Source organism: Rheinheimera nanhaiensis E407-8, from assembly GCF_000296695.1.
GTDB classification, from domain to species: domain Bacteria; phylum Pseudomonadota; class Gammaproteobacteria; order Enterobacterales; family Alteromonadaceae; genus Alishewanella; species Alishewanella nanhaiensis.
The window spans coordinates 120,371-147,303 of the sequence record NZ_BAFK01000010.1 but is presented as its reverse complement, the minus strand read 5'-3'; the positions used below and the strand labels follow the sequence as shown (position 1 = coordinate 147,303).

Here is a 26,933-nt window from a genome sequence, read left to right as displayed (position 1 = left end):
GCCGGGGGGGTAGCCACGGCATTAGCCCGCCATAGTGCCACCAAAGCGCTGGGTTTTGGCCGCTATCAGGCCGCCAACTATGACGAGCTTATCGACAGCCCGCTGCTACTCGGCCGTTTTAGCCTTAGCCAGTTTATTATTGATGAGGTACCGCATTATCTGGTGGTCAGCGGCGATAACCGCACTAATTTAGCCCGTTTTAGCGACGATTTAGCAAGCATTTGTCAGCAGCAAAAGGCGGTGTTTGGTGCGCTGCCAGACGATCTTAAACAATACTGGTTTTTACTTTGGGTGACCGAAGATGGTTATGGCGGGCTGGAGCATAAAGACTCTACCCTGCTGCTCTGTAGCCGCTTTGACTTACCCGCCCCCGGCGCGACAGAGATTGACGACAACTATCAAAACCTGTTGGCACTGTGTAGCCACGAGTATTTTCATACCTGGTGGGTTAAACGGTTAAAGCCGGCCTGCTTTCATCCCTATCAATTAAGCGCCGAGCAATATACCTCGCAGCTGTGGCTGTATGAGGGCTTTACCTCTTACTTTGATGATTTAGCCCTGGTCAAAGCCGGGCTGATACCCGCTGAGCGCTATATTAACAGCCTGGAAAAAACCATCAGCCGCGTTAGCCGTAACCCCAGTGATAGCGCACAAAGTCTGTTAGACAGCAGCTTTACCGCCTGGACCAAGTTTTACAAACAGGACGAAAATGCACCCAATGCGGTGGTAAGTTATTATGTCAAAGGTGCGCTACTGGCGCTGTGTCTGGAAGCACAACTGCGCGCCAACGGCAGCAGTTTGCAGCAACTGGTACGCCAGTTGTGGCAGCACTACCTGAGCAGCGGCACAGCGGATAATGCAGTTGCGCTTAGCTTAACGCAGCTGGGTTTTACTGAACTGGCGGCCGTATTGACGCAGTGGCTTGCACAGGCGGCACCTTTGCCACTGCAACAGACACTGCCCGCGCTGGGGCTGGAACTGGTCTACCGGCCGATGCAGCATATGGATGACAACGGCGGCAACAGCCACAATGACAGCATCTTTATTGGTGCTCAAACTAAAGTGGTTAATGGCCTGCTGCAGCTTAGCCAGGTGTATCAGGGCGGCAATGCGCATAACGCCGGTTTGATGGCGGGTGATCAGTTGCTGGCGATTGATGGCATTAAAGTTAGCGCCGACAACCTGAGTAAGCTGTTAAGCCGTTACAGCCTGGGTAGCCAGTTGCAAGTCCACTTTTATCGCAAAGACCGGCTGTTAATGGCCAGCCTGCCGCTAAATACGGCCACACAGCAGGTAGCGGTACTAACGGTGAAAGACGAGCGGCTATGCAAAGCCTGGCTGGACGAAAGCGCCTAATTTGTTGGCCACACGCGGATTACTTCGCCTTTGGCAGTGTAATAGCAAGCCCCGGCAGTAAGGCAGGATCTAACCGCTCCTGCTGCCAGTTAATGCGCCAGTCCAGGTGCGGCCCGGTTACCCGGCCCGTTGCACCTATGGTGCCTATTTGATCGCCCTGCACTACCTTGGCGCCCTCTTGCACTGTAAAGCTATCCAGGTGCATAAAGGTAGAGCTGACACCAAATCCATGGTCGATAATTAACGTTAAGCCTGAATAGTACAAATCATCTGCTAACAGCACAGTACCGCTAAGCGGCGCTATTACTGGGGTGCCAGTAGGCGCCGCCACATCTAGTCCATAATGCGGGTTACGTGGCTCACCATTAAAGATGCGTTGGCTGCCGTAAACACCGGAAATGCGGCCTGCTGCCGGCATAATCGGTGTGGTAAAAATATAAGGCAGCGCACTTTGTGTGGTTCTGACTATGCGTACCTTTTGGTTATCGCGCCGGATCCGCTCTGTGACGTCGCTCGGTGGCGTAACATACTTTTGTGCCACGCCGTTAACACGCTGGATATCATACTGGCGGGGACTGAACTGCAAGGATTTGGTAACCTTTTTTCCATCACGCTCCAGATGTAACTCGTGGTTAGCCGGTGCATCGCGGCCGACGCCAAAGACAAAACGGCCATCGGCGCTCACAGGCAGCGGTGTGTCGTTAAACCAGGCTTTACTCACACCGGGTAACTGGCCCCGGATAAGCCCACCCTGCGTAAACTGGCCTTCCAGCGTTAAATCGTCAAATGCCGATACACTGGCGCTTAAGCTAACAAGCAGCGATAGCGCCTTTACCCACACCTTCATATGCAACTACCTTATAATTTTTGCTGGCATCCTGTTGTTTTAAGCTCATCGCAATAAATTCTGCCAGGCATTCAACTGTCGTATCACAGGGGACTATTTCACAGTGCGTTGGTGGCATGGTCAGCTCAAACCAGCCCTGAGCCGCCTGATAAGCAAAGCAGTAATCTCCGGCTTCGGCCATAAGAACTTTAAGCTCAGTCGGCGCCACCTGATCTTCGGCTGTCCCCAGGTAGATATCTTGCCAGCGCTCACACCAGTATTTGTTCAGCCGTGGTGCTAACATGCCATCGGTATAGATTTGAATAGTCGAACGATGACCATGCGCGATGCGCTGGCAATTACCATCATGCTTTTTTAAGCCGTGGCTGTAATGGTAATAAAACCCTGTTGTGGCTTCGGGTCGCAGCGTCAAATTCAGCTGTTTTACGTTAGCCGGTAGCAGCGGCATAATTTGCTCAATCAAAAAGGCACTGACGCTGTGCTCATTAATCTGCTCGGTTGGTATCGCGACCACGGCCTGCTGCGGTGCGGCCATTTTTATCACGCCGCGCAGGCTGTCAAATCGCAGCACGCTACTGTCGCCAGTTTGACTTAACTGCAACGCCGGGTTGGCCGCAGGCAGCGCCAGTTTATGATCGACCAGGTTATCGATGGCCTGCTTAATCACTTTTTTAACTTTGCTAAAATCCAGCACCATTGACGTTTGATCCAAACCGCCATGCAGCTCAACATCCACAATATAACTCTCGCCCAGCATGCCGCGCTTAGGGCACAGGTAAGAGAAATCAATTACCGTCAGGTCACGTACAAACAGAATCATCAGATGCCTCAATGGCCAACAACAGATGCGCCATTATAACGCTGTTAGCGTGGGCAAAACACCGCTGTACACCGATGTTTAGCGCTTATGTTCGGTCAGCCAGCTATTTAACAGGCCAATTTGGCCACATTTATGTGCCGCATACATCAACCGAATCGCATTGCTAAGCAAGGTGCTGTCGTTCCAATCGGTTTTTTGCTGTATTTCGCTATAGCAAGTCAGCGCTTCTGGCGTCAGATAGCCGCGCAGTTCTTTTTTGCCCGATTGCTTTTGCCGCTCCCGATAACGCTGTTGCTTTTCGGCGTTACTCAATGCCTTGGTGGTTGGCTTTGTCATGTTTCACTCTTTGGTCATCTAATGGTCATACACTCAACCAGGGCAGAGGTTGGTGCGTATTGGTGGTACTGTTACAAATCGGACTTGTCTGGCGTACAACTGTTCGCTAAAGTGGCCGACAAATTTTACTGGATAAAACATACATGACTAAGAATAGCTTTACAAAAGAAGATTTAATTGCCTGTGGTAATGGCGAACTATTTGGCCCCGGCAACAGCCAGCTCCCCTCTGACAATATGCTGATGATGGACCGTATCGTCCACATTTCTGAAGAGGGCGGCTTGTATGGTAAAGGCCAGATCATCGCCGAGCTGGATATTACGCCTGAACTGTGGTTTTTTGCCTGCCACTTTAAAGGTGACCCTGTTATGCCGGGCTGTTTAGGCCTGGATGCCATGTGGCAACTGGTCGGCTTCTTTTTAGGCTGGTCTGGCGGCCCGGGTAAAGGCCGTGCGCTGGGCGTCGGTGAAGTTAAATTTACCGGTCAAATACTCCCTACCGCAAAAAAAGTCACTTATACCATTAATATGAAGCGGGTAATCAAGCGCAAACTGTTTATGGGCATTGGTGATGGCGTGGTCAGTGTGGATGGCCGTGACATTTACGCCGCTACCGACTTAAAAGTGGGCTTGTTTCAGGATACGTCCAGCTTCTAAGCGCTACTGCTTAAGCCTGAAAAACAACAAAGCCCCGTATCTCAACGGGGCTTTTTGTTAATCGCCGAACTTACTGGCCTTTATTACTGGCCTTTATTGAATAGGCCGACACTTCTGTCTTCAATGGCCTCGCGCCAGCCTCCTAACCACTGTGAGCGCGTATCTAAACTTTGATAAGGGCAGATTTCTTTTGAACGCCCGGTAACACCGGCGCGATAACCTTGAGCATGAGCACGTTCCAGACGATCACGTTTTTGTCTTTTCATACGGCAGTCTTCCTCAACTTGTTCTGATAATAATAACCGCAGCACGCTGTGCGGTTACTCTTTATTGATAGTTGACGCTGGCGAAAGGTTCAATTGCACTTTGGCAGATTAATCGCTTGACAACGGCTAACAAGCTGAAGTTGTTTAAGTTATGATGACAAAATTATTTATATCTAATTACACTAAAAAATATTTTTTTATAGCGCCAGTGCGTAACAAACTGAAGGTAATAAAAAAGCTGCCGCAGCAGCTTTATATTTAAATCTAATTTCAGGCCTTACGGCGACGCCAACCCAGTATGATACCGCCAAACAGCAATGACAAAACGCCAGCAGCACCACCTTTGCGTTCATACTCTGTTTGCTCACCACCACAGGTTTCAGGTTCGCCATTTGCAACCGGCTGCAATTTTACCGTAATGGCAACCTCTTCCATTTGCGGATTACCCTGCTCGTCCAGCACGACATTACCCAGTAAGTCTTTACGCTCTTTTTCCACCAAGGCCGTAGCGAGAATTCCACCGTTATTATTAATGTCTTTCGCATCAACAATGGTATATGGCGAGTCACAGCTTAGCTGGCTGTTCAAATCGGTAAATTGTTCAGTGGCGATATCGTAAACAAAACCATGCAAGCGACGCGTAGTGGTACCGCCAATAATCACCTCTGCCCGCCCTACAATCTGATTACTGTCGTTAATTGCACTTGGTATCGTGTTGGAGCTATCAAAAAAACCATTAACAAAACGGGTTTGGCCTGAGTTGTAGTCGTGATAAAACAACTTGCTTCGCACATTACCGTTTATAACTTTACTGGCATAACCAACGGCTACATCATTTTCGTTAATATCTACTGCGCTACTAGCGACCTGAAACGCCGCGGCGTTGGTAATAACAAACCATTCATTCGGGTCTACCATAGGTAAGGTTTCACCATCAACAAACAATGTTGCATGAGCCTGACGGTAAGCCGCTTCAGCTACACCAGCCTGATAACGGAACTTACGATCAGAATCACTGTACATCGAATGACCTACGGCGATACCTTTGCTATTAACCGCATTGGCCTGGTTATAGCTATCGTAATTAATTGCTACAGCAGTGTCGGTGTATGTTTCGCCGGTATTTTTCTCACCCAAAAAACCCAGTACCAGAGGTTCAGCAGCAGAGCCGTCGTCCTGTAATTGCCACAGCATTGCCCGCTGCTGATAAAGGCTAGCGCCTGAACTTCTGACCGTGTTACGGTATAAGCAAACCTCAATTGGCTGATTTTTACCATCACAAGCGGTAGTTAAACTGGTTTGCACACTTTCAGGTAAGCCAATACTGCCATAACCGGCAATATGACCATCTTCACTTACGCCATTCGCACCCGAGAAACCGCCGCCAAATTCTTGATAAGGCGGTTGCAACAGTGTGCTAATGCCATCTTTTAGCACTACACCTAACTGATAGCCAGCTTGTGGCACCCAAAAATCTGTTGCCACAGGCTCTGGTTGCTCGGTGGTCGCCTCGGGAGTAAAACTGGTCAGTTCAAACGTGGTCGTCGCTACACCCACGGCTACGCCGGCATTGTTGATATCATACAAATATTCACTGTTTCCCCGGCTCATGTTTGTATCTCGCAACAACGGGTTAATTGCAACTGATGTGCCTTGCTGCAGATAGCTTAATGCATTACCAATCGGCTGTGCTGCGGGATTTCGTTGCAACAGAATTTGCATAATATCGTTAGTAATAGTGCCACTGGTAACATCTGCCAGTTGCTCGTCTGTAAACAAGGCTTGTACTGCCTCGTCATCAAAATCAATCAGATCTAACCGGATCGGAAAATTGAAATACTGAAATATTTCAGTGTTGCCGAAAATATCTTGCTGAATACTTCTGATTGCGCCATTAAATACGCTATCGCCATTATCATTTAACGCCGCAGCATAGGTGGACTTCACCTGTTCAACTTCACCAATCTCTTCGACGCTATACACGGCCGCCTGTACCGAACACAAACTTAACAGCGGCAAAATCGCCAGACTGATGCGAGATAACTTCATTCTAAGCCCCTAAATTTACTTCTTTCTTATGCGTCTAATTCTTCCCAGCGCGCGTATGCTTGCGCCAACTTCGACTCGGTCTGTTGCAATAGGTTCAACGTGCTTTGGGTTTGTTCGCTGCTTTGCTTGAAAAACTCGGCATCATTAACTTTCAGCTGTAACGCTTCAAGCTCACTTTCCAGCTGCTCAATTTGTGCCGGTAACAGCTCCAGTTCACGTTTTTCTTTGTATGATAGCTTCTTCGTGCTACTAACAGAAGCCTGCACCGGTGTTTGTTCTGCTACGGCAGTGCTGTTTTTTGTCACTTTTTGTACCGGCGCCGGTGTTTGCTGCCGTTGCTGGTAAGCAATAACATCATCATAACCACCGGCAATCTCGACAATACGCCCCTCACCGGCAAATAACAGTGAGCTGGTTACAGTGTTATTGACAAACTCACGGTCGTGGCTTACCAGCAGTACGGTGCCCTGATATTGCTGCAGTATATCCTCGAGCAGCTCCAGCGTTTCGACATCAAGATCGTTGGTGGGCTCATCCAGTATTAGCAGATTGCTGGGCTTGGCAAACAGTTTGGCCAACAGCAGGCGGTTTTTCTCCCCGCCGGATAAAGCTTTTACCGGAGTACGAGCCCGTGCCGGCGGAAATAAAAAATCCTGCAGGTAACTCAGTACATGGCGGGTTTTACCATTTTGGCTAATTTCCTGCTTACCTTCAGCCACGTTATCCTGCACCGTGGCCTCTAAATCCAGCGCCATCCGGTGCTGATCAAAATAGGCCACTTCAATATTGGTGCCGCGTTTAATCTCGCCGCTATCCTGCTGGTAATCACCCAGTAACAACTTAATCAGTGTAGATTTACCGACACCGTTTGGCCCTACCAGCGCTACACGGTCTCCGCGCATAACTAACAGATCCAGCTTATCGATAATGGTTTTACCGTTGAAGGCACAGCTAATGGCTTTGGTCTCAAACACCAGCTTGCCTGAGCGGTCTGCCTGCTCGATGTTAAAGTCAACCTTACCCAGGGTTTCTACCCGTTCGGCGCGCTCACGGCGCAATGCTTTAAGTGCCCTCACCCGGCCTTCGTTGCGGGTTCGGCGCGCTTTAATGCCCTGGCGGATCCACACTTCTTCTTCGGCTAACTTTTTATCAAACAGCGCATTATGCTGCTGCTCGTCTTCCAACATTTTCTGTTTGCGATCCAGATATTCCTGATAATTACCCGGGTGCGAGGTTAATTGGCCGCGGTCTAAGTCGATAATGCGGCTGGCCAGCGCGCGGATAAAAGCGCGGTCATGCGAGATAAAAATAATGGCACCGGAGAAATTCAGTAAAAACTGCTCCAGCCACTGAATGGCGGCCACGTCTAAATGGTTAGTGGGCTCATCCAGTAACAAAATATCCGGTTTGGCGATAAGCGCCCTGGCTAAAGCCGCTTTACGCAGCCAACCGCCTGATAAGGTGGCTAAACTGGCATCAGGGTTCATCTCAAACTGCTGGCATAAATCGGCCACGCGAGCCTCTAATCCCCAACCATCGCGGGTATCCATTTCAGCCTGCAGCTGCTCAAACAAGCGGTAATCGGCATCCGTGGCACCGTCTAAATTTTCCGACAGGGTATAGAACTGCTGCAGCTTGGCAGCGAGATCACCGGCGCCTTCGCGAATAAAGTCGGCAATTTTAACGTCCATTTTGGCTGGTGGATCTTGCTCCAGCCGGCTTATCACCACGCCGGTATTAACGACGATTTGACCATCGTCTAAATTTTGCTGACCGGTCAGCAATTTCAATAATGACGATTTGCCGGCGCCATTACGGCCAACCAGACAGACCCGTTCGCCACTGAATAAACTAAAATCGACATGATCTAAAATCGGGTGGGTACCAAAGGCCAAACACGCCTGCTGAAAACGTAATAACTCCACTACTTTATATCCTTAAGCCATGTTGCCAACTGCGCCGCATTAAAGGGCCAGCCTAATTCTTTATCGCCAACGCGCAATACCGGAATAGCTACGCGATAACGCGCAAACGCTGCTGCATCATCGACGATATCGATAACCTCGTATGCGATATCGGGCACAACCTGTTGTAACAGCTGCTCTGCTTGCTCACATAAGTGGCAGCCCCAGGTGCTGTATAAAATCAGTTGCCGCGACATATTAGCGTGTTAGCTCAAAACACACGTGAATATGTACATTACGCTTGAAATCTTCCGGCAGTGTCGCTGCCGAGATATCTTTTACCTGCCAGCCGGCGTCAGAAAGCGCCTGACTATCAATTTTAAAGCGACGTTTGTTGTTGGAGAAAATCACCTTGCCGCCAGGTGTCAACCGCGGTGTCAGCAGATTAAGGAGTTTCACATGATCACGCTGCACATCCCAGCTATCCTGCATCCGTTTTGAATTAGAAAAGGTTGGTGGGTCAACAAAAATCAACTCAAACTGGTTACGGCAGCGGCTTAACCACTGCAGACAATCAGCTTGTTCAAACTGATATTGCTTACCGGTTAAGCCATTAATCGCAAAATTACGTTTGGCCCAGTCGAGATAAGTATTGGACATATCTACCGTGGTCACACTGGCCGCGCCACCAATAGCGGCATGCACCGAGGCACTGCCGGTGTAGGCAAACAGGTTAAGTACAGTTTTGCCTTTAGCCTGTTGCTGGATCATACGCCGGGTAATACGGTGATCTAAAAACAAACCGGTATCTAAATAATCACGCAGGTTTACCAGAAACTTAGCGCCGTATTCCGTCACCTCTTTGTACTGGCCGGCTTTATTCAGCGCCTGATACTGCGAGGTGCCCTTTTGCTTCTCACGCACCTTTAAAATCATGTTATCTGAGCTGATACCCAGTACCTGCGGTACCTGATTTACCACATCAAACAAGCGTTTTTGTGATACCTGCTCATCAACGGTACCGGGTGCGGCGTACTCGTGCACCACCACTTCACCGTCATACCAGTCTACTGCCACGTTATACTCAGGAATATCAGCGTCATACAGCCGGTAACAACTAAGGCCTTCTTTTTTTGCCCATTTTTGCAGTTGCTTCAGGTTTTTAGCAAGTCGGTTGCCAAAAGAGCTGCTTTCACTGAAAAACAGCGCTGGCGCGTCAGAGCTAACCGCAACCTGCTTTTCGGTCAGATCAAACAGAGTAAAGTCACAATCGAGTGGGCCATTAGTAAATTTATAGCTTTTGCTTTTCGATAAACGTAGCGCACGCAGCAAATCGCTGTTAGAGGTAATAATGGCTAAACGCCAGCCCTGATAATGTTGCTTTAATGCCAGAGAAAACTTGCTGTAAAGCGGAATTAACGAGGGTAAATCGCCCAAACGCTCACCATACGGCGGGTTGGTCACAATTACGCCCGGCTCGGCCGACACCGCAGCGCTTAATGCTGTCGCATCAGCCTGGCTAAACTGCACCATAGCACTCATGCCGGCCTGCTGCGCATTATGCCGTGCTTTGGTTAAACTGCGCTCATCAACATCCGAGCCCCAGAATTGCACCTGTTTGGCCACAGGCTTTGCCGCCGCTTTAGCCTCAGTGCGTAGCTGCTGCCATACCACATCGCGATGACCTGGCCAGCTTTCAAAAGCGAACTTCTCCCGCGTTAAACCCGGCGCGCGGTTAAGCGCTATCAGCGCCGCCTCAATAACTAAGGTACCGCTGCCGCAAAAAGGATCAAAAAACGACTGCTCTGGCGTCCAGCCTGAACGTTTAATTAAGGCTGCAGCCAAGTGCTCTTTTAATGGCGCATCACCCTGTCCGGCGCGGTAGCCACGCTGGTGCAGCGACGGGCCAGAGAAATCCTGTAAAAAGTGAAAATGGGTTTTATCTAACCGCACCTGAAAGCGTACATCCGGGTTTAGCCGATCTACGTCAGGCCTGTTGCCGGTTTCTTCACGAAACTGGTCGACTATCGCATCTTTTAAGCGAATGGCACCAAACTGGGTATTGTCTATTTTCGGATGTTTGCCGACACACTCTACAGCCAGAGTGTTTCTAAGCGCCATATGCTGCAGCCAGTCAATTTTCTGCGCTACCTGATACAAGTCGCTGTCGGCCGTTACCGGCTCAGACTGGATCAGCCGAAGCACACGTGTCGCCAGGCGCGACCATAAACACAACTGGTAGGCAGTGCGTAAATCAGCATTAAAACGCACCACACCCATGGTCACTTTTAATACTTCACCGCCGTACTGACGAACTTCATCCGCCAGTAACTCTTCTACCCCTTTAGACGTTAACGCCCAGAATTGCAGCATTGCTATATACCCGAAACAAAAATGGCGCACAGTATAGCAGAAACAGTGCTTTAGCCGGGTGGCTTTTTCTACTGCGCTAAATTGCTGCTTTTAGCCGCAGCTTGTATAAGAAAGCGGCAGTTAATCCTGTGATGCAAAATAAAAGCCATTAAGCGCTTGCAAGGCCTTGGTAAAAACACTAAGATGCGCCCCGCAATGACGGACGCGGGATGGAGCAGCCTGGTAGCTCGTCGGGCTCATAACCCGAAGGTCGTCGGTTCAAATCCGGCTCCCGCAACCAACTTTCATTGCAAATTAAATAGTTATCTCTACTGCTCAGGGATAATTTACGGACGCGGGATGGAGCAGCCTGGTAGCTCGTCGGGCTCATAACCCGAAGGTCGTCGGTTCAAATCCGGCTCCCGCAACCAACATCTTAACCAGCCAAGTGCTGGTTTTTTTGTGTCTGAAAATCGACAAACCGAAGGTCGTCGGTTCGCTCTTCACAAAGATCAGGGCTCCCGCAACCAACTTAAAAGCCGACTTATAAGTCGGTTTTTTTGTGCCTGAAACTCAACAACCCGCAGGTCGTCGGTTCGCTCTTCACACTTGTGCCTGAAAGATTGAACTCACCTATCGCGGTTTAATCACCACTCTAACTGGCAAGGTGAAAATAAAAGTACAGCCGTTACCGGGGGTGCTATTGCAATTTATCGTGCCTTTTAGCTGCTGCGTTACCAGGCTATGCACAATACTTAACCCCAAACCACTGCCCCCTTCTTGCTGCGCAGTGGTAAAAAATGGCTCGTACATGCGCTGCATTACCTCGGCTGGCATACCAGCGCCGTCATCCTGATAACGAAGTTCCAACAGGCCATTTTCCAGCAGCTGGTAACTGATACTGATATGATGCTTTTGCTGCCGGTCAAAACCATGCTCAAGCGAGTTAAGGATTAAATTGGTCAGGATGCGGCTAAAACTCCCCGGATAGCTTTGGACAACCATCACTTTATCGCCAATGATGTCGGTTTTAACCTGATATTGGCCTAATTCGTAGCGCAAGTTAAGCACCACATCATGCAGATAATCATACAAGTTAAAATTACGCTTTTGCTCACGGGATTGGTCAACGGCCATGGCGTTAAAGCTTTGTAGCAACTCTTGGGCACGTTTTAACTGCAGTCCGAGTTGCTCAATCGCATCGGCAGTGAAACGCAGGTATTGCTCTAACTCAGAGCGCTTTAGCGTACTTTGTCTTACCGCAGCAATAATCTGTGTATGCTGCGTGTCCAGCGCGCTTACTGCCCGCATACTGCTGCTCACCGGTGCAGTAATCTCACGCGCTATTCCCGCGACTAAAATACCGATTTGCGATGATTTTTCAGCTTCGATCAGCTGTTGTTGTGTTTTGATAAGTGTTGTATTTGTTTGATGAAGGTCAGCGACAGCACGTTGTAATTCTGCCGTACGCTGCGTCACTTTGGCTTCAAGCGAATGTTGATGTTCGCTAAGTGTTTGTGCCATGTTTTGTAGCACAGATGCGATACTGTCAAATTCTATATAGGGAAAATGTTGCACCGGCTGTGTTAACTCGCCTTTGGCGTAACCGGCAACAAGATCACTCAGCTGTGCCAAGGGGCGTATTTCACGGCGCACAAACAGCCACCCGGTAACGAGTAAGATCACCAGAAACAATAAGGTGATCTGGACAAAACGATACGTCAGCTCCGTTATGGGTTGCAGTGCCTGTTGCCGGCTGGACGCAACAACCACGCTAAGGCTGAGATCAGTGGCGGGTACGGTTAACGAGGTACGGGTAACCACACTGTCATCCAACGGCGCAACATCAGGCAATAGCGCTTGCTGCTGCCAATAGATATTCAATAGCCGGGCATGGGGTAAATATTGCTGTAATCTGGTGTTTAACTGTTCTGCTGAAATCAGCGCCACCAGGGCGCCGCTGAGTTTACTGCGCGGATCTATACCGGTTGAATCCGCTAACTTTAATGGCAAAAACATCACCAGCCAATGTGAGGATCCGGGCCGGTTTGGCGCAGGTAGTAACAGTTCGCTGAACTGGTCAGCCTCCAGTAAAACCGTAGTATTTACGGCGGTATAATCGGCCTGGTATAACTTTGTCAACTCTGGCTGCAGCGGCGAAATAGGCAGCACCATGGCACTGATGGGTATTGCCTCAGCGACCCAATATTTGCTATCCAACAGTAATAGCCCACTGGCTAGCGGATGTTGCTGGGCCACACTAAGCATGTTGTTTCGTGCATCCGGTGCAAACACCCCGGAACTGGCCGCCAATGCCACATTAGAGTCTTTTGCCAATTGTTGTAGCTGTAACGAGAGTTTTTCTAACTCAAATTCCAGTTGCAAGACGGCACTTTGCGTTTGCGCTGCTTGCTTTTCAATTTGCTCTTCAGTTTGAATATCGCGAAAAGCCGCGATCAGTAAGCTGCTCAGTAACAAGGTAGGGATCATAGCGCCAAGCACAAACTGGGTAATCAGCAACTGTTTAAAGGAGAACCGTGCTTTACTCATTTGCCGGCCGCCAGTAACTGCTGATCACGTAAGGCCACCTTTTGCATAAAAGCAGCGGCCTCTGTTGCCGTTAAGGTCCCCGCCTTGTGCAGCAGTAAGCCTTTTTGCATGGCATTCCATACCGACACCATTGCCTCAGTCGCCGGCATTAACTGGCTCAGTTGATGTTGTGCCAAAACTTGTTGATACAGCGGATCTGTCACGGGCACTACCTCATCCGCCAGCTGGTAGTAAGGTATAAGATAATGTTTGGCGGCAAGACGCTGCAGGTTTTCTGGCAGACTAAAATACTTAACAAACTCCTTTATTTGCCCGGCCTTAGGCCCCTCTAGCGCCTTATGCGGAAATATCATCACTATATAGGATGCATGCGGCTTTATGCTATGGTCTTGCCAGGTTGGAAAAATGGCTACGCCAAGGTTGTCACCCAAACGGGCTTTAGCGTCTGCCAGCGCCCAGGTCCCGTTGATAGCATAAGCATACTGCCCCTGATAAAACGCTTCGGAAACACATTGATAACCGCAGTCAGCCTGCGCCACTCCGGAAGTAACCAGTTGTTGATAAAACTCCAGTGCCTGAGCCATTGAACCATTGTTCAGTGCAACTTGGTCATCTTGCACTAAACTGGCGCCGAATAAATCGGCAAACAACGCGAACCAATATGGCTCCAGATAATTTAGCGCCAGCGTACTAACGCCCTTTGCCGCCAAATGGCTGTGAGCCTCAAACAGCTGCTGCCATTGCGTTACCGGCTGTTTAACCCACTGTTTGTTGTATAAAAACAATAAGTGATTACCTGCAAATAACGGGATGGCATAGGTTTTTTGCCTAAATTGCAAAGCGTGTAAGGTTGGTTCAGCCAATTGGGCGTCCAGCAACCCTGCCGGCACTTCAGATAAGTGCATCAGCGGCGCATAACCCAGATTATCTGATGAGATAATAATAATGTCAGGAGCAACGGCTTGATCTTTAGCACGTATAACCGCAGCCTTTAGCTCTTCATTGGGCAGCAGCTGCACTGAAACGTCGATCTCAGCATGCTGTGCGGAAAATTGCGTTGCCAACAGGCTAAAATCGTTGTCCATTTCTTTTAACATGTGCCAGACATTCAGCTGGGTGGCCGCAGTCGCTCCAGCTGATATCAGTAAGATGCAACAAAATAAAATAGCGCGCAATGACAGCTCCGGCTAAAAGCTAAAACAGCATGGTGTTGATTACACTATAGTGTAATCAACAAATTACGTCATCAGTTGCCGCATCATAACAAGCTGCTCTGGTAGCAAACCGTCTCTATGGGTACACTGAAGCCGAATAACACACGGAATATGCTGATATGCCATTTGCTGTACACCATACGCTTGCTGCTTTGGGCTCACCTTTTTCGCTGCCTTGTCAGCCAACCGCCGTAGCGGCACCACAGTGGCTGGCGTTTAACCCTGAGCTGGCTGCACAACTGCGACTGCCACAGGCTTTTTGGGGTACCGATACAGGTGTTGGATTATTCAGCGGCAATAACCTGCCCGACTGGACTAAGCCTGTGGCACATGCCTATGCCGGCCATCAATTTGGCCATTTTGTGCCGCAATTAGGCGACGGCCGCGCCTTGCTGTTGGCAGAGCTTGAAGATGAAAGTGGTCAGCTATTTGATCTGCAGCTTAAAGGGGCCGGGCAAACACCGTTTTCCCGCCGTGGCGATGGCCGCTCGCCGCTTGGCCCTGTGCTTAGAGAGTATCTGGTCAGTGAAGCCATGCACGCGCTGGGTGTACCAACAACACGCGCCCTGGCCGCCGTATTAACCGGTGACTGGGTGCAACGGGAAACCGCTGAACCCGGTGCTATTTTGTGCCGCGTGGCAAAAAGCCATATCCGCATTGGCAGCTTTCAGTATCTGGCAGCACAGGGGGATACGGCGCAGCTAACAACCTTTGCCGATTATGTAATACAGCGTCATTATCCGGGCTGCGCTAATAGTGCCAACCCCTATCTGGCATTGCTTGAAGCCGTTATTAGTGCTCAAGCAGTGCTGATTGCCCAATGGATGAGCCTGGGTTTTATTCATGGCGTAATGAACACCGACAATATGAGCATTAGCGGCGAAACTATCGATTACGGCCCCTGTGCTTTTATGGATAGCTTTAACCCGGCACAGGTATACAGTTTTATTGATCGCAACGGCCGCTATGCCTGGGGCAACCAGCCGAAAATGGCAAGTTGGAATTTGGCTCGCTTTGCCGAAACCTTACTGCCGCTGATAAGCGATAACACCGAGCAAGCCGTTGCCTTGGCAACAAAGGCGCTGCAACAGTTTAACCTTATAAATGAAACTGAATTTCGTGCGCTTATAGGCAAAAAGCTTGGTATCAGTGAGGCAACTGCAGCCGACGAGCCGTTGATCCGCGATTATCTGAACTTAATGGTAAAAAACAGTGCCGACTTTACCCTGGCATTTCGTTTGTTAAGCCAATCTGTTGCAGATATTAATCAAGGCGCCGCAACACTATTCAATGACCAAACCGCCTGGCAACAATGGGCCGGTCGCTGGCAGCAGCGCTTAGCCGAGCAAGGTTTAACCTCTGCAGATCTACAGTCTTCAATGGATGCGGTAAACCCGGCGCTGATTCCGCGTAATCATCAGATAGCCAAAGCCATTGAGTTTGCGACAAGCGACGGTGATTTAACGCTGTTTAACCGCCTGCATAACGCCCTTAAAACTCCTTTTATGTTGAGTGAGCAGGACGAAGAGCTTGGGCACCCACCAACACCGCAGCAGTGCATCAGTAATACCTTTTGCGGCACCTAAAAACAAAACCCCGCTTATGCGGGGTTCTATTTGTCAGACAGTCTGACCAGTTAGAACTGATAACGTAAACCCACTGAAGCGGTGCGACCATTGATGGTGCGAGCGCGGATGATACCATTTGCCGGCACGGAGCCCTCTTCGGCTTCTGTTAAGCCGACCTCATCGAACAGGTTGTTGATGTTGAAAGATAACTGTAAATTCTCGGCTAACTCGTAACTTGCAAACGCATTTACCTGTGCATAACCGCTGAACTTCAGATCGTTATTATCCTGCGCATACGCATCACTGGTGCCGATAACGCTTAAGCCCAGCTGCGCTTTATCCAGATAGTAGCGAGCCATTAAACTGTAAAGCACATCGGCCTGACGGCGAGGTGTGTTGCCTTCCAGTTCCGGGCTTAACGCGTCTTTGCTGATTTCGGCATCGGTTAAGGTTACCGAACCACGCAGTTCCAGATCACCTATCCGATAGCTGCTCTCCAGCTCAAGCCCCTGCGCTTTGTACACCCGGTCAAAGAAACGCTGGCTGGTGGCTTCAAAGTTTTGCTCTTCGGTTTCTGCAAAAAACGCGGTAGCAAACAGGTTTAAATTGCCATGACGGCTTTTGCTACCAACTTCGTATTGGGTTACTTCATCTACCGCATCTTGTTTTGCCACGCTGCCATCGGCATTCACTTTGCCAAACAGTAGCCTGTCAGCATTGGCGCGACCGCCCTTGCTAATACGGGCAAATAGCGCCCAATCAGTATCAAACTGGTAATTGGCACCGACAGAATAAGAGTTATAACCCCAGCTGTAGTTCACCAGGTTTGGGTTGGCTAAATCGATAGCCGATACACTTTGCTCTACCTGGCTGATAATACCGTCGCCATTCATATCACGGGCACTTTGCACCGGGCCAGCATAAGTGCCGGTTGCATTGCCATTGTCGCGACGTACGCTGGCGTCCAGCGATAATTTATCATATGCCCAACTTACACCCGCATAAGGTGCTTTAATGCTATAGCGGGTGTCATAATTTCGCTGCAAATTGCCCCACAATGGTACGCCGTAGGCTAATAACCCCTGCTCAGAAAACGCCGTGCCATCAGCAGCAGTCACATTAAGCAACTCAGCGTTATCACCTTTAAGTGCCATTAAATAGCTGTTCCATAACCAGGACATACTGATGTTCTGATCAGCAATGTAGTAACCCAGATTAACATCAACCTCGCCAAAACGGCGGGATAATTTTAAGTCATTGACGATAGAACCAAAGTCATTGATCTCAACATCAAAGGTGTGAATGCGCATGGCATTAGCGCCGTCATAAGCGCTACCTGCATTTGGCCCAACTGCATAACTTACCGTAGCACCGCTGCCAGCGATACTGTCGGCAATCTGCTGGGTATCGCCTACTTCTGCCGGGAACAGGGTAATAAAATTGCCACTCACATCACTGATGCGAAACCGGTTTTCTAATGTCCAGCCTTCCGGCAAATCAAATACCGCCTCAGCACCAATGCTATTCACTTGTGGGTTCATGCCATCGCGCACATCGCCGCGGGATATCTGGTTGCTACCGTTTAACCGCACCGTTTGGGTTAAATACACCGACTGCAGCGTATCACGCTGAGCATCAAAGCCTTCAACCGAGCTGCCGTCTGCCCGCATTGGCATTGGCATATAGCTGGCGGCTTTGTCATTCAGATGCTTTACATATAAACGTACATAGCCGCTGTTAAATTCACGGGTCAGATTCGCCTTTAACTGATAGCCGGTCTCACCCTGATAACCAGGGTCCCTTACGCCCTCGCCCTGACGGACAAAGCCGCCGAAGTGAAAGCGCATATCGCTGTTAATATCGCCGCCGTATTCAAAATCGGTGCGAAAGCTGTCGTAATTTAAACCTGAGGTAAAGGCTAAGCTGCCGCCTTCAACATCACCGGTTTTGCTGACAAAGTTAATAATGCCACCCGGCGAGTTACTGGCTGCGGTACTGGCTGAACCACCGCGGATCACATCTAAACGTGACAAGGTGGCATCTGCGCGTAAAAAGATATCGGCATTACCAAAGGCGATATCGCCAAACTGCAACACAGGCAGGCCATCTTCCTGCAGAGCTAAAAACTTAGCGCCGCCGGAGGCTACCGGTAAACCGCGCACGGCAATATTGGCATTACCTTCACCGCCGGTAGATTCACTGCGCACGCCGGGCAGCATGCGGAAAATCTCGGCGGTACTACGTGGCGTGCTCACTTCAATATCTGCGGGTGTCAGGCTACTGACTGACACACTCGATTGCATCACTGTTTGGTTACGCGATACAGCGCCGGTCACCACAATACGCTCAAAGCCAAGGCCTGCAGGCGCCTTTGCCTCTGCTTGTGTTGCATCGTCAGTATGGCCCTGTGCGGCCGGTTCAGATTGTTGTGCTTGGGCGTTTATACTGCCAAGGGCCAGGCTTACTGCCAGCGCCAGATAGGCCGGTTTTATAGCTTGTTGTTTCATCGTCTAGCTCCCGTGTTGATTGTGCTATCTCTTGTGCCGGATAGCTCATTTTTACTAAAACTTAATCGTTTAAGCGTAGCGACCAGAAAAAAGCATCCGGTCACGCGCTCAGGGCCTACTAAAAGTTATTTCCGGTACTGAGTTAGTCGTTGTTTTGCCGGTTGTGCCAGCCAGTTATAGCCCATGGTGGCCGCCAGCAAAGCAGCAAAAAAGGTGGCAAGATAAAAGCCGGCACTGACATCACCCGCCATATCGCCAATTAATGCCATCAGCGCTGGCGCCAGCGCAGCCGACAAAGCGGTAAAAGCCAGAATGAGCCCTGCCACAGCACCATGTTGCTGCCGGGCAAAGCAGCTGATGCCTTTGGAGTTCAATGTCGGGTAAATCATCGACATAAACAGGCCGGACAATGGCATTAGCCATAGCGCCACCGCTTTACCGCCCAGCATACTGAGGGCAAAGCACGCAAAGATAGCCAGGGTAAAAACAGCCATGACACTGCTCCAGCAAAAGCGCTGCAAAATAAAGCCGGCTAAAAACCGCCCTGCAGCGCGCAGGACAAAAAACAGCGTAATAGCATGCAGCGCCAAAAACTGAAAACGCCCCTGATAATCTGCCAGTAAAGTGGGTAACCAGACGAAAATAGCCACTTCGCAGGCGACATACAAAGCTATTGCCAATGAAAAGCCCACGGCGTAGCGATCTTTTAACAGCTGCATTGACTGGCGAAACGATACTTGAGTGTCAGAAGCCTGATACGGCGGATAAGGCAAACGTGCTGCCATTACCACTAACACTGTGCATAACAGGCCGGCGATTAAATACAGCTGCTTCCAATGGATAGACGCTGCAATCATCAGCGTGACCAAAGCCGGGCCGGCAATAGCCCCCAGCGCAAAAAAACCTTCTACTTTATTCATGGTGCGGGTATGGCTTAAGCTATCAGGGCTGATATCGCCAATCAGCGCCAGTGCAGCAGTTTTAAACATACCGATGGCCAGGCCACACAAACCCATTAGCAAAATAAAAAATACCGCACTATCACCGGCAATAAAGGCATAACAAGCCGCGGCATACAGCGCCAACCCTGCAAGGATCAGTGTTTTGCGGCCCAATTTATCGGCCAGACGGCCCAGCAATAAACCGGCAACGCCAATGGCGACCATGGGGACATAATGAAAGGCGCTGGCCTGAAACAGGGTTAATTGATACTGCGCCATCGCTTCAGGAATAATCACGCCAACGGCATCTGTAGTCATGGCAAAGACAAAAAACATCAGGTAGGTCATCCAGCGAACCTGGCGTTGCAGCCGTACAGCAGCGCCATCTGCGATAGCCACCCCGCCGGCTATAGCGTTACTTTTAGTATTAAGCATCTTGTTCCCCGTTGTTACAACAGGCCGGTGTAAGCGCACCGGCAGGTCAACATCCGTTACTACACCGCTTTGCCTATTTTCCCTGTTATTATCGTGCCGGGGCTTGACAAAGTTGTGCATTGGCTTAAAGCTATATCTTAATCGTTTAAGATGCAAATTTTTTTTCAGGATGACGGCAATGACAGATGCAGTACAGACCAACCAGATCCAGTTAATTACCTATATCGACAGATTAAGTGGCGCCGATATAACTGCGTTACATCAGTTATTAAACGGGCCTTTGGCTGGTTTGTTTGATGGGGTGCATTTGCTGCCGTTTTATCCGCCAATCGACGGTGAAGATGCCGGTTTTGACCCCACCGACCATACCGCGGTTGACCGCCGCTTGGGGGATTGGGCCGATATTGAGCGGTTAGCGAAAGATTACCCGATCATGGCGGATATGATTGTTAACCATATGTCGGCGCAATCTCCGCAGTTTCTCGATGTATTGCAACATGGCGCAGCATCGCCTTACTGGCCGCTGTTTTTAACGCGCGATAAAGTATATGGTCAAACGCCCGATCCGGCCCAGCTAAAAAGCATTTACCGGCCCCGCCCGACCCCCTGTTTTACCGATATCCGTTTAGCCAATGGCGACATTGTGCCGTTTTGGACCACCTTTACCGCCAACCAGATCGATATTGATGTCACCTCAGCGCAAGGCCAGGCGTATCTGCAGGCGATATTGCAGCGCTTTACCGATCATGGCGTGAAATATATCCGGCTGGATGCGGCTGGCTATGCGATAAAAAAAGCCGGCACCAGCTGTTTTATGTTGCCAGAAACCTTCGAGTTTATCGCTGCGCTGTCAGAGCAAGCCAGAGCCAGAGGCATGACCTGTTTAGTTGAGATCCACGGTTACCACAAAACCCAGATTGAAATCGCTAAACGCTGTGACATGGTGTACGACTTTGCCCTGCCACCGTTGGTGTTACACACCTTATATAGCCGCAGTGCTACTGCGTTAAAAAACTGGTTAGATATTGCGCCACGTAATTGCATTACAGTGCTGGACACCCATGATGGCATAGGTATTGTTGATGCCGCCGATTATAACGGTGAGCCAGGGCTGTTAACCGATCCGCAATTAGATGCGCTGGTGGAACAGATCCACAAAAATAGTGGCGGTAGCTCCAAACTGGCTACCGGTAACGCCGCCAATAATGTTGATTTATATCAGGTTAACTGCAGTTTTTATGATGCGCTTGGCCGTGACGATAAACAGTATTTACTGGCCAGAGCAATACAGCTGTTTTGCCCCGGTATCAGCCAGATTTACTATGGCGGCCTGTTAGCGGCAGAGAATGATGTTGCCCTGCTGCAAAAAACCGGTGTCGGCCGTGATATCAACCGGCCGTATTTCAATAACACCGGCGTACAGCAGGCATTAGAGAAACCTGTGGTAGCAGCGCTGTGTCAGCTGATTAAGCTGCGCCGCACTATGCAGGCATTTAACGGTGAGTTTAACCAAACCCTGACAGGCAACTGTTATCAGCTAAGCTGGCAACACCATGGGCACTATGCCAGTCTAACACTGTCACTTGATAGTTTAACCGCCACGTTAAGCTGGCAACATCAGGGTGACGCATTGCAGCAGTTAGAGCTGGCCAGCTTACTTAGCTAATATGGCCGCTGAGCGAACGCCTAACTGCTCTCCCCCAGCCTAAGCTCGTATGGTAGCAGCTGGGGGCTGTCTTGGGCCGATAAAAACGCTTTGACTGCCGCCTCGCCTTTGGCGTCGCTAAACTGCCAGACACTGCTAAGCGTTGGGTGGTATCGCAGCGTCTCTTCTATACCATCAAAGCCTACTACTTTTAGCTGTTGCGGTATCGCAATACCTTGTTGCAGTGCTTCACGCATCGCGCTTAGGGCGATTAAATCACTCATACATAATAGTACTGTCGGTCGTGGTGTTAATGCCAACACCGCTTTAGCCGCCAACTGAGCATGTGGCTGCGTGCTCTCCGGAATATGCCACAAATAATCTGGCTGCAGTGTCAGCTTGCATTCTGCCATCGCCCGCAAATAACCATCCAGGCGGCGGTGCGCTATCGAGCTTTGGTTATCCCACAGCGGTGCATCCAACACTGGCCGACTGTCGGCAGCATCAATCAGCCGCAGCCCTAAAATGGCCACAGTGTCGCCCGGCTGTAACACGGCCATAGCGCTTTGGTACGCCGCTTGCTCATTGTCAATATTAACAGAGGGCCGGCCCGGCAAATCAAAATCTACCGTTAATACCCTCTTCGGACTGCTGGCTAATTGCTTAATTAAGCCCAGATTGCGCGGTGCGCCATAACAAATAAAGCCATCGACAAAATCACTGATCGCTTCTAAATTGGTACTGCTGCCGGAAAATAGCAGTAAATGCAGCTGATGCCGCTCAAGCTCGCGGCTTACCCCCTGCAAAAACTGACTGGCAACCGGATCGCTAACCATATACTCCAACGAATCAGATAAAATCACCGCCACTATGCCAGAGCTGCCCTTGCGTAAGGATTGTGCGGCTTTGTTTGGGCCAAAATAGCCAAGCTCGGCGCAGGCACTGAGTATTTTTTGCCGCAGTGCCACAGATAGCTGATCAGGCCGGTTAAAGGCATTGGAGATAGTGGCGGTTGAGACGCCCAGGGTTTTTGCAACACTTTTCAGCGTTAATTTACTCATCGTTCCAGTCACTTCAGGCTATCTTCTTAATTGATTAAGTTATATGATTTTTAACTGATTGCCAAAGGCTATATTTACACAGCTAACTGCCACAGGATACTACTATGCTTGCTGTTATTGGAGAAAACGTTGTTGATCTGCTGCCAGAGCCAAACGGATTGTATCGCCCCTGCCTTGGCGGCTCACCGTTAAACGTTGCCATAGGTGCCGCCCGCCAGCAAATCAAGGTCAGTTATATATCGCCACTGTCACAGGATGCTTTTGGCACAGCATTCGCGGATTATCTGGCGAAAAATGCCGTCATCTATGGCCTTGATTATCTCAGCAGCAAGCCAACGTCGCTGGCTATGGTCAGCATAGACGCCCACCAGCAACCGCAATACAGCTTGTATCGCACAGGGATTGCTGACCGTGATATCAGTGCCAAAACACAAATAGCGGCGCTGCCGGCAGATTGTAAGCTGTTACATTTAGGCTCACTGGCACTTGAAAGCGACGATGCGCCAAGGATCCGACAGGTCGTTGCAGCAGCCAAAGCTAAGGGCATTCAGATCGCGCTTGATATCAATATACGGCTTAATGCCGTGACCAACGTCGCAGCGTATCGCGCTTTCGTGTTAGAAATGCTAAGCCACAGCGATTATATAAAAGCCAGCGATGAAGATTTAGCGCTGCTCTATGGGCATATTCCTGTTACCGAGGCCGCCGCTGCCATCAGGCAAGCCGCGCCTGCGGCCATGCTGGCGCTTACCAAAGGAGAGCACGGCGCGACTTTATTCTGGCAACAGCATAACCTTCAGCGTCCAGTGATTAAAGCCAGCCGCTTTATCGATACGGTTGGTGCCGGCGATACCTTTTGGGCAAATTTACTGGCCGCACTTTTGCAGCTGGGGTTACCTGACGCGCAACATGTATCTGCTGACACACTTATGGCGTGTTTGACGCGTGCTATGCTGGCAGCAAGTCTAAATATTGCCTGCAAAGGCTGTAACCCACCCACAGCCGACGAGCTAAAGCAGGCGCTAGCACAATTAGATTAACCTGAAAAAACACCCCGCTGTCGCGGGGTGTGGCTTGTCAGTTAGTTTTTACCGTATTTCTCAGCCAGGTACAGCCAGGTTTCCAGTACCGTGTCCGGGTTAAGCGATACGCTATCAATGCCCTGCTGCATTAGCCAGGCGGCAAAGTCTTCATGATCTGAAGGCCCCTGGCCACAAATACCGATGTATTTACCTTTGGCTTTGCAGGTTTTAATCGCCATCTCCAAAAGCTTGTAAATAGCCGGGTTACGCTCATCAAATAAATGCGCGATAAGGCCACTGTCTCTGTCTAACCCTAAGGTCAGCTGGGTTAAATCATTCGAGCCAATCGAGAAGCCGTCGAAGTACTCTAAAAACTCCTCTGCTAACAAGGCATTGGATGGCAGCTCACACATCATAATGACGCGCAGGCCATTCTCGCCGCGCTTTAAACCGTGCTCAGCCAGTAAATCAATCACTGCGCTGGCCTCACCTAAAGTGCGTACAAAGGGGATCATCACCTCAACATTGGTAAAACCCATTACATTGCGTACGCGCTTTAAGGCTTCAACCTCTAACGCAAAGCAGTCGCGGAAGTCTTCGGAGATATAACGCGAGGCACCGCGAAAGCCAATCATCGGGTTTTCTTCATGCGGCTCGTACTGGCGACCACCAACTAAGTTAGCGTATTCGTTCGACTTAAAATCAGACATCCGCACGATGACTTTTTGCGGTGCAAAGGCACAGGCTAAGGTGGCAATACCTTCTGTCAGCTTGGCAATATAAAACTCTACCGGGTTAGCATAGCCGGCGATCATTTCGCTGATGGTAGCCTTTAATTCTGGCGTTTGTGCATCAATATTTAATAAGGCTTTAGGGTGCACACCAATCATACGGTTGATAATAAACTCAAGCCGGGCCAGGCCGATACCGGCATGCGGCAGTTTGGCAAACGAGAAGGCCCGCTCCGGGTTACCCACGTTCATCATGATTTTTAAATCCAGCTTCGGCATTTGGTCAACGCGGCTGCTCACCACCTTGTAGTCCAATTTGCCATCGTAAATAAAACCGGTATCACCCTCGGCACAGGACACGGTAACCTGCTGGCCGGTTTTAATCTTACTGGTGGCGTCAGCACAACCTACCACCGCCGGAATACCCAGTTCGCGGGCGATAATGGCCGCATGGCAGGTACGGCCGCCACGGTTGGTAACGATAGCCGAAGCGCGCTTCATGATCGGTTCCCAGTCCGGATCTGTCATATCGGTGACCAGTACATCACCAGGCTGAATTTGGTCCATCTGCTCAATGCCGCTTAATACCTTAGCGGTACCGCTGCCAATACGCTGGCCGATAGCACGACCTTCTACCAACACCGGCGCCTTGGCCAGTAACTGGAAACGCTCCATGCTGTTGCTGTCTTCACGGCTTTTTACCGTTTCCGGCCGCGCCTGCACGATATACAACTTGCCATCATTACCGTCTTTGGCCCACTCGATATCCATCGGCCGGCCGTAATGCTTGGCGATAATGACAGCCTGCTTGGCTAGCTCTTCTACTTCGGTATCGGTTAATGAAAACTGCCGGCTGCGCTCGGGTGCTATATCAACCACTTTTACCTGTTTACCGTGGCCCTGTTCACCGGAGTACACCATCTCAACTTTCTTACTGCCTAAATTGCGCTTTACCACCGCCGGGCGGCCGGCCGCTAACGTCGGCTTGTGTACATAGAATTCGTCCGGGTTTACCGCGCCCTGCACCACCATTTCGCCTAAACCGTAGGATGAAGTAATAAACACCACCTCTTCAAAACCCGACTCGGTATCTATGCTGAACATCACACCCGAAGAGGCTAAATCGGAGCGCACCATCTTCTGTACACCGGCTGACAGCGCGACACCGCGATGATCGTAGCCCTGGTGTACGCGGTAAGAAATTGCGCGGTCGTTAAATAAAGACGCAAACACATGCTTAATGGCAATAATCACCGCATCATAACCACGCACATTTAAGAAGGTTTCCTGCTGGCCGGCAAAAGAAGCATCCGGCATATCTTCTGCCGTCGCCGATGAGCGCACGGCAAAAGACACATCCTGCGTCGCATCGGGGTGCAGCTTTTGATACGCCTCACGAATAGCCTGCTCCAGCTCTGGCTGAAACGGGGTGTCGATAACCCACTGGCGAATTTGTGCGCCGGCTTTGGCCAGTGCGGTGACATCGTCTACGTCCAGGCCATCCAGCAGCTGGTAAATGCGCTCGTTTACGCCGCTTTGTTCAAGAAATTGGTTAAAAGCAAAGGCTGTGGTAGCAAAACCGCCTGGCACTTGTACGCCGGCATTGGCCAGATTACTGATCATTTCACCTAAGGAGGCGTTTTTGCCGCCTACCCGGTTAACATCGTGCATTCCCAGGTTTTCATACCAAATCACAAATTCTTGCACAGTTCGTCTCCAATTTTTGTCGTGTGGCGTGTAAGCTTACAAATAGCATTACAGGGCGGAGCAATTTTACACCGCGGCTAAGATGAATTAAAACCTTAATTTTCAATGTAATTTTATAACGACAAAACGGAGCTAAGGTGCGAACAGCATTCTATATTTCAGATGGCACTGCTATTACCGCAGAGGTATTTGGCCATGCGTTACTCACGCTTTTTCCTGCGCAATTTGAACATGTTACTATTCCATTCGTTGAAACAACCGATATGGCTGAGCAGGTAAAGCAGCGTATTAACGATCGTTATAAAACAACGGGTCAACGGCCACTGATCTTTCAAACCTTTGTTGACGATGCATTGCGGCAAATTATCAACAGCAGTGACGGTATCTGCTATGACTTTTTAAATGCCTTTGTCGAACCTATTCAGCGCGAACTTGGCGTGGCGCCGGTACCAAAAACGCATCGCACTCACAGTATCCATGAGCAAACCTACGATTTTCGTATCGATGCGGTAAATTTTGCCCTGGCCAATGATGATGGCTCCAACCTGAAGAACTACAATCAGGCCGATATTATTCTGGTCGGTGTGAGCCGCTCGGGTAAAACCCCTACCAGTTTATATTTGGCGCTGCAGTACGGCATAAAAGCGGCCAATTATCCATTTGTCGAGGAAGATATGGAGCAGCTGCGCCTGCCCGAGGTGTTAAAACGCAATAAAGCCAAGCTGTTTGGTTTAACCATTACACCCGAGCGGCTAAGCCAGATCAGAGAGCAGCGCCGTGCCAACAGCCGTTATGCCTCATTGCGCCAGTGCCAATTAGAACTGGCGGAGGTCGAAAAACTGTATCAGCGCGAGCAAATCCCGTTTTTAAACTCAACTCACTTATCAATAGAAGAGATCTCAGCGAAGATTATCGCCAAAACCGGCTTAAAGCGGCATAAATACTAGCAAAGCACAGAAAAAAACC

Annotated in this window: 20 protein-coding genes and 2 tRNA genes; 8 read left to right on the top strand and 14 right to left on the bottom strand. The window is 49.9% G+C overall.

Translation table 11 applies throughout. From position 1 onward, the window contains the following. On the top strand, positions 1–1,356 hold a 1,356-nt coding region (locus RNAN_RS10315; RefSeq protein ID WP_040551984.1), incomplete at its 5' end, for a M61 family metallopeptidase. A gap of 19 nt (positions 1,357–1,375) precedes the next feature. On the opposite strand, the gene RNAN_RS10310 is transcribed toward RNAN_RS10315, so the two are convergent. The 3 genes from RNAN_RS10310 to RNAN_RS10300 all read right to left on the bottom strand — a co-directional run bounded on the left by RNAN_RS10310 (position 1,376) and on the right by RNAN_RS10300 (position 3,359). Continuing rightward, positions 1,376–2,203 (bottom strand): M23 family metallopeptidase, encoded by an 828-nt coding sequence (locus RNAN_RS10310; protein ID WP_008221486.1) that lies wholly within the window; start codon positions 2,201–2,203, stop codon positions 1,376–1,378. Beyond that, positions 2,166–3,023, bottom strand: coding sequence for a 6-carboxytetrahydropterin synthase (locus RNAN_RS10305; RefSeq protein WP_008221484.1), 858 nt, complete (start codon positions 3,021–3,023; stop codon positions 2,166–2,168). Before RNAN_RS10305 ends, RNAN_RS10310 begins: the two co-directional genes overlap by 38 nt. A gap of 78 nt (positions 3,024–3,101) precedes the next feature. After that, the gene (locus RNAN_RS10300) at positions 3,102–3,359 is read right to left on the bottom strand and encodes a hypothetical protein (protein ID WP_008221481.1); all 258 of its coding nucleotides are present in this window, start codon (positions 3,357–3,359) and stop codon (positions 3,102–3,104) included. Positions 3,360–3,502: 143 nt separating this feature from the next. Between RNAN_RS10300 and fabA the strand changes: the two genes are divergently transcribed. Then, a complete protein-coding gene (gene fabA, locus RNAN_RS10295; protein WP_008221479.1) occupies positions 3,503–4,015 on the top strand; it encodes a bifunctional 3-hydroxydecanoyl-ACP dehydratase/trans-2-decenoyl-ACP isomerase in 513 nt (170 codons plus the stop codon). A gap of 83 nt (positions 4,016–4,098) precedes the next feature. Here fabA and rmf read toward each other — a convergent pair whose 3' ends face one another. The 5 genes from rmf to rlmKL all read right to left on the bottom strand — a co-directional run bounded on the left by rmf (position 4,099) and on the right by rlmKL (position 10,607). Next, entirely contained in the window at positions 4,099–4,281 is a 183-nt protein-coding gene (gene rmf, locus RNAN_RS18935) for a ribosome modulation factor (RefSeq protein WP_008221477.1), read from the bottom strand. A gap of 270 nt (positions 4,282–4,551) precedes the next feature. Beyond that, positions 4,552–6,330 carry a DUF3466 family protein gene (locus RNAN_RS10290; protein WP_008221473.1) on the bottom strand — a complete coding sequence of 593 codons (1,779 nt, stop codon included), beginning with the start codon at positions 6,328–6,330 and terminating at the stop codon, positions 4,552–4,554. 26 nt (positions 6,331–6,356) lie between these two features. Beyond that, positions 6,357–8,255, bottom strand: coding sequence for an ATP-binding cassette ATPase Uup (gene uup, locus RNAN_RS10285; protein WP_008221471.1), 1,899 nt, complete (start codon positions 8,253–8,255; stop codon positions 6,357–6,359). Continuing rightward, on the bottom strand, positions 8,255–8,491 hold the full coding sequence (locus tag RNAN_RS10280; protein WP_008221469.1) for a glutaredoxin family protein: 237 nt from the start codon (positions 8,489–8,491) through the stop codon (positions 8,255–8,257). Before RNAN_RS10280 ends, uup begins: the two co-directional genes overlap by 1 nt. 1 nt (position 8,492) lies before the next feature. Continuing rightward, complete coding sequence (gene rlmKL / locus RNAN_RS10275; RefSeq protein WP_008221468.1) at positions 8,493–10,607, bottom strand: bifunctional 23S rRNA (guanine(2069)-N(7))-methyltransferase RlmK/23S rRNA (guanine(2445)-N(2))-methyltransferase RlmL; 2,115 nt, start codon at positions 10,605–10,607, stop codon at positions 8,493–8,495. 203 nt (positions 10,608–10,810) lie between these two features. On the opposite strand from rlmKL, the gene RNAN_RS10270 reads away from it, so the two are divergent. After that, positions 10,811–10,887, top strand: a tRNA-Met gene (locus tag RNAN_RS10270). A gap of 53 nt (positions 10,888–10,940) precedes the next feature. Continuing rightward, a tRNA-Met gene (locus tag RNAN_RS10265) sits at positions 10,941–11,017 on the top strand. 202 nt (positions 11,018–11,219) lie between these two features. Here the strand turns inward: RNAN_RS10265 and RNAN_RS18700 are convergent. Then, positions 11,220–13,136 (bottom strand): sensor histidine kinase, encoded by a 1,917-nt coding sequence (locus RNAN_RS18700; RefSeq protein WP_008221466.1) that lies wholly within the window; start codon positions 13,134–13,136, stop codon positions 11,220–11,222. Further along, the gene (locus RNAN_RS10255; RefSeq protein ID WP_040551983.1) at positions 13,133–14,233 is read right to left on the bottom strand and encodes a sugar ABC transporter substrate-binding protein; all 1,101 of its coding nucleotides are present in this window, start codon (positions 14,231–14,233) and stop codon (positions 13,133–13,135) included. Before RNAN_RS10255 ends, RNAN_RS18700 begins: the two co-directional genes overlap by 4 nt. 236 nt (positions 14,234–14,469) lie before the next feature. Here RNAN_RS10255 and RNAN_RS10250 point away from each other — a divergent pair, with 236 nt between their 5' ends. After that, on the top strand, positions 14,470–15,936 hold the full coding sequence (locus RNAN_RS10250) for a protein adenylyltransferase SelO (RefSeq protein WP_008221463.1): 1,467 nt from the start codon (positions 14,470–14,472) through the stop codon (positions 15,934–15,936). Between the two features lie 50 nt (positions 15,937–15,986). Here RNAN_RS10250 and RNAN_RS10245 read toward each other — a convergent pair whose 3' ends face one another. Then, positions 15,987–18,425, bottom strand: a complete 2,439-nt coding sequence (locus tag RNAN_RS10245; protein WP_008221461.1) for a TonB-dependent receptor domain-containing protein — start codon at positions 18,423–18,425, stop codon at positions 15,987–15,989. 125 nt (positions 18,426–18,550) lie between these two features. Beyond that, positions 18,551–19,801 carry an MFS transporter gene (locus RNAN_RS10240; RefSeq protein ID WP_008221459.1) on the bottom strand — a complete coding sequence of 417 codons (1,251 nt, stop codon included), beginning with the start codon at positions 19,799–19,801 and terminating at the stop codon, positions 18,551–18,553. 178 nt (positions 19,802–19,979) lie between these two features. Between RNAN_RS10240 and gtfA the strand changes: the two genes are divergently transcribed. After that, positions 19,980–21,467 (top strand): sucrose phosphorylase, encoded by a 1,488-nt coding sequence (gene gtfA / locus RNAN_RS10235; RefSeq protein ID WP_008221457.1) that lies wholly within the window; start codon positions 19,980–19,982, stop codon positions 21,465–21,467. A 20-nt stretch (positions 21,468–21,487) separates the two neighbouring features. On the opposite strand, the gene RNAN_RS10230 is transcribed toward gtfA, so the two are convergent. Next, positions 21,488–22,507 (bottom strand): LacI family DNA-binding transcriptional regulator, encoded by a 1,020-nt coding sequence (locus RNAN_RS10230; protein WP_008221454.1) that lies wholly within the window; start codon positions 22,505–22,507, stop codon positions 21,488–21,490. Between the two features lie 104 nt (positions 22,508–22,611). Between RNAN_RS10230 and RNAN_RS10225 the strand changes: the two genes are divergently transcribed. Next, on the top strand, positions 22,612–23,547 hold the full coding sequence (locus RNAN_RS10225) for a PfkB family carbohydrate kinase (protein WP_008221452.1): 936 nt from the start codon (positions 22,612–22,614) through the stop codon (positions 23,545–23,547). Positions 23,548–23,588: 41 nt separating this feature from the next. Here the strand turns inward: RNAN_RS10225 and ppsA are convergent, their stop codons facing one another. Next, on the bottom strand, positions 23,589–25,967 hold the full coding sequence (gene ppsA, locus RNAN_RS10220; RefSeq protein WP_008221449.1) for a phosphoenolpyruvate synthase: 2,379 nt from the start codon (positions 25,965–25,967) through the stop codon (positions 23,589–23,591). Between the two features lie 137 nt (positions 25,968–26,104). On the opposite strand from ppsA, the gene ppsR reads away from it, so the two are divergent. Next, positions 26,105–26,914: a posphoenolpyruvate synthetase regulatory kinase/phosphorylase PpsR gene (gene ppsR / locus RNAN_RS10215; protein ID WP_008221447.1), complete on the top strand. Its 810-nt coding sequence runs from the start codon at positions 26,105–26,107 to the stop codon at positions 26,912–26,914. The last annotated feature ends 19 nt before the right edge of the window (positions 26,915–26,933 follow it).

Excerpts from the sequence above, each read along its gene's own strand:
- RNAN_RS10310 (WP_008221486.1), bottom strand. The coding sequence starts at position 2,203 with ATGAAGGTGTGGGTAAAGGCGCTATCGCTGCTTGTTAGCTTAAGCGCC.
- RNAN_RS10305 (WP_008221484.1), bottom strand. The coding sequence starts at position 3,023 with ATGATTCTGTTTGTACGTGACCTGACGGTAATTGATTTCTCTTACCTG.
- RNAN_RS10300 (WP_008221481.1), bottom strand. The coding sequence starts at position 3,359 with ATGACAAAGCCAACCACCAAGGCATTGAGTAACGCCGAAAAGCAACAG.
- fabA (WP_008221479.1), top strand. The coding sequence starts at position 3,503 with ATGACTAAGAATAGCTTTACAAAAGAAGATTTAATTGCCTGTGGTAAT.
- rmf (WP_008221477.1), bottom strand. The coding sequence starts at position 4,281 with ATGAAAAGACAAAAACGTGATCGTCTGGAACGTGCTCATGCTCAAGGT.
- RNAN_RS10290 (WP_008221473.1), bottom strand. The coding sequence starts at position 6,330 with ATGAAGTTATCTCGCATCAGTCTGGCGATTTTGCCGCTGTTAAGTTTG.
- RNAN_RS10280 (WP_008221469.1), bottom strand. The coding sequence starts at position 8,491 with ATGTCGCGGCAACTGATTTTATACAGCACCTGGGGCTGCCACTTATGT.
- rlmKL (WP_008221468.1), bottom strand. The coding sequence starts at position 10,607 with ATGCTGCAATTCTGGGCGTTAACGTCTAAAGGGGTAGAAGAGTTACTG.
- RNAN_RS18700 (WP_008221466.1), bottom strand. The coding sequence starts at position 13,136 with ATGAGTAAAGCACGGTTCTCCTTTAAACAGTTGCTGATTACCCAGTTT.
- RNAN_RS10255 (WP_040551983.1), bottom strand. The coding sequence starts at position 14,233 with ATGTTAAAAGAAATGGACAACGATTTTAGCCTGTTGGCAACGCAATTT.
- RNAN_RS10250 (WP_008221463.1), top strand. The coding sequence starts at position 14,470 with ATGCCATTTGCTGTACACCATACGCTTGCTGCTTTGGGCTCACCTTTT.
- RNAN_RS10245 (WP_008221461.1), bottom strand. The coding sequence starts at position 18,425 with ATGAAACAACAAGCTATAAAACCGGCCTATCTGGCGCTGGCAGTAAGC.
- RNAN_RS10240 (WP_008221459.1), bottom strand. The coding sequence starts at position 19,801 with ATGCTTAATACTAAAAGTAACGCTATAGCCGGCGGGGTGGCTATCGCA.
- gtfA (WP_008221457.1), top strand. The coding sequence starts at position 19,980 with ATGACAGATGCAGTACAGACCAACCAGATCCAGTTAATTACCTATATC.
- RNAN_RS10230 (WP_008221454.1), bottom strand. The coding sequence starts at position 22,507 with ATGAGTAAATTAACGCTGAAAAGTGTTGCAAAAACCCTGGGCGTCTCA.
- RNAN_RS10225 (WP_008221452.1), top strand. The coding sequence starts at position 22,612 with ATGCTTGCTGTTATTGGAGAAAACGTTGTTGATCTGCTGCCAGAGCCA.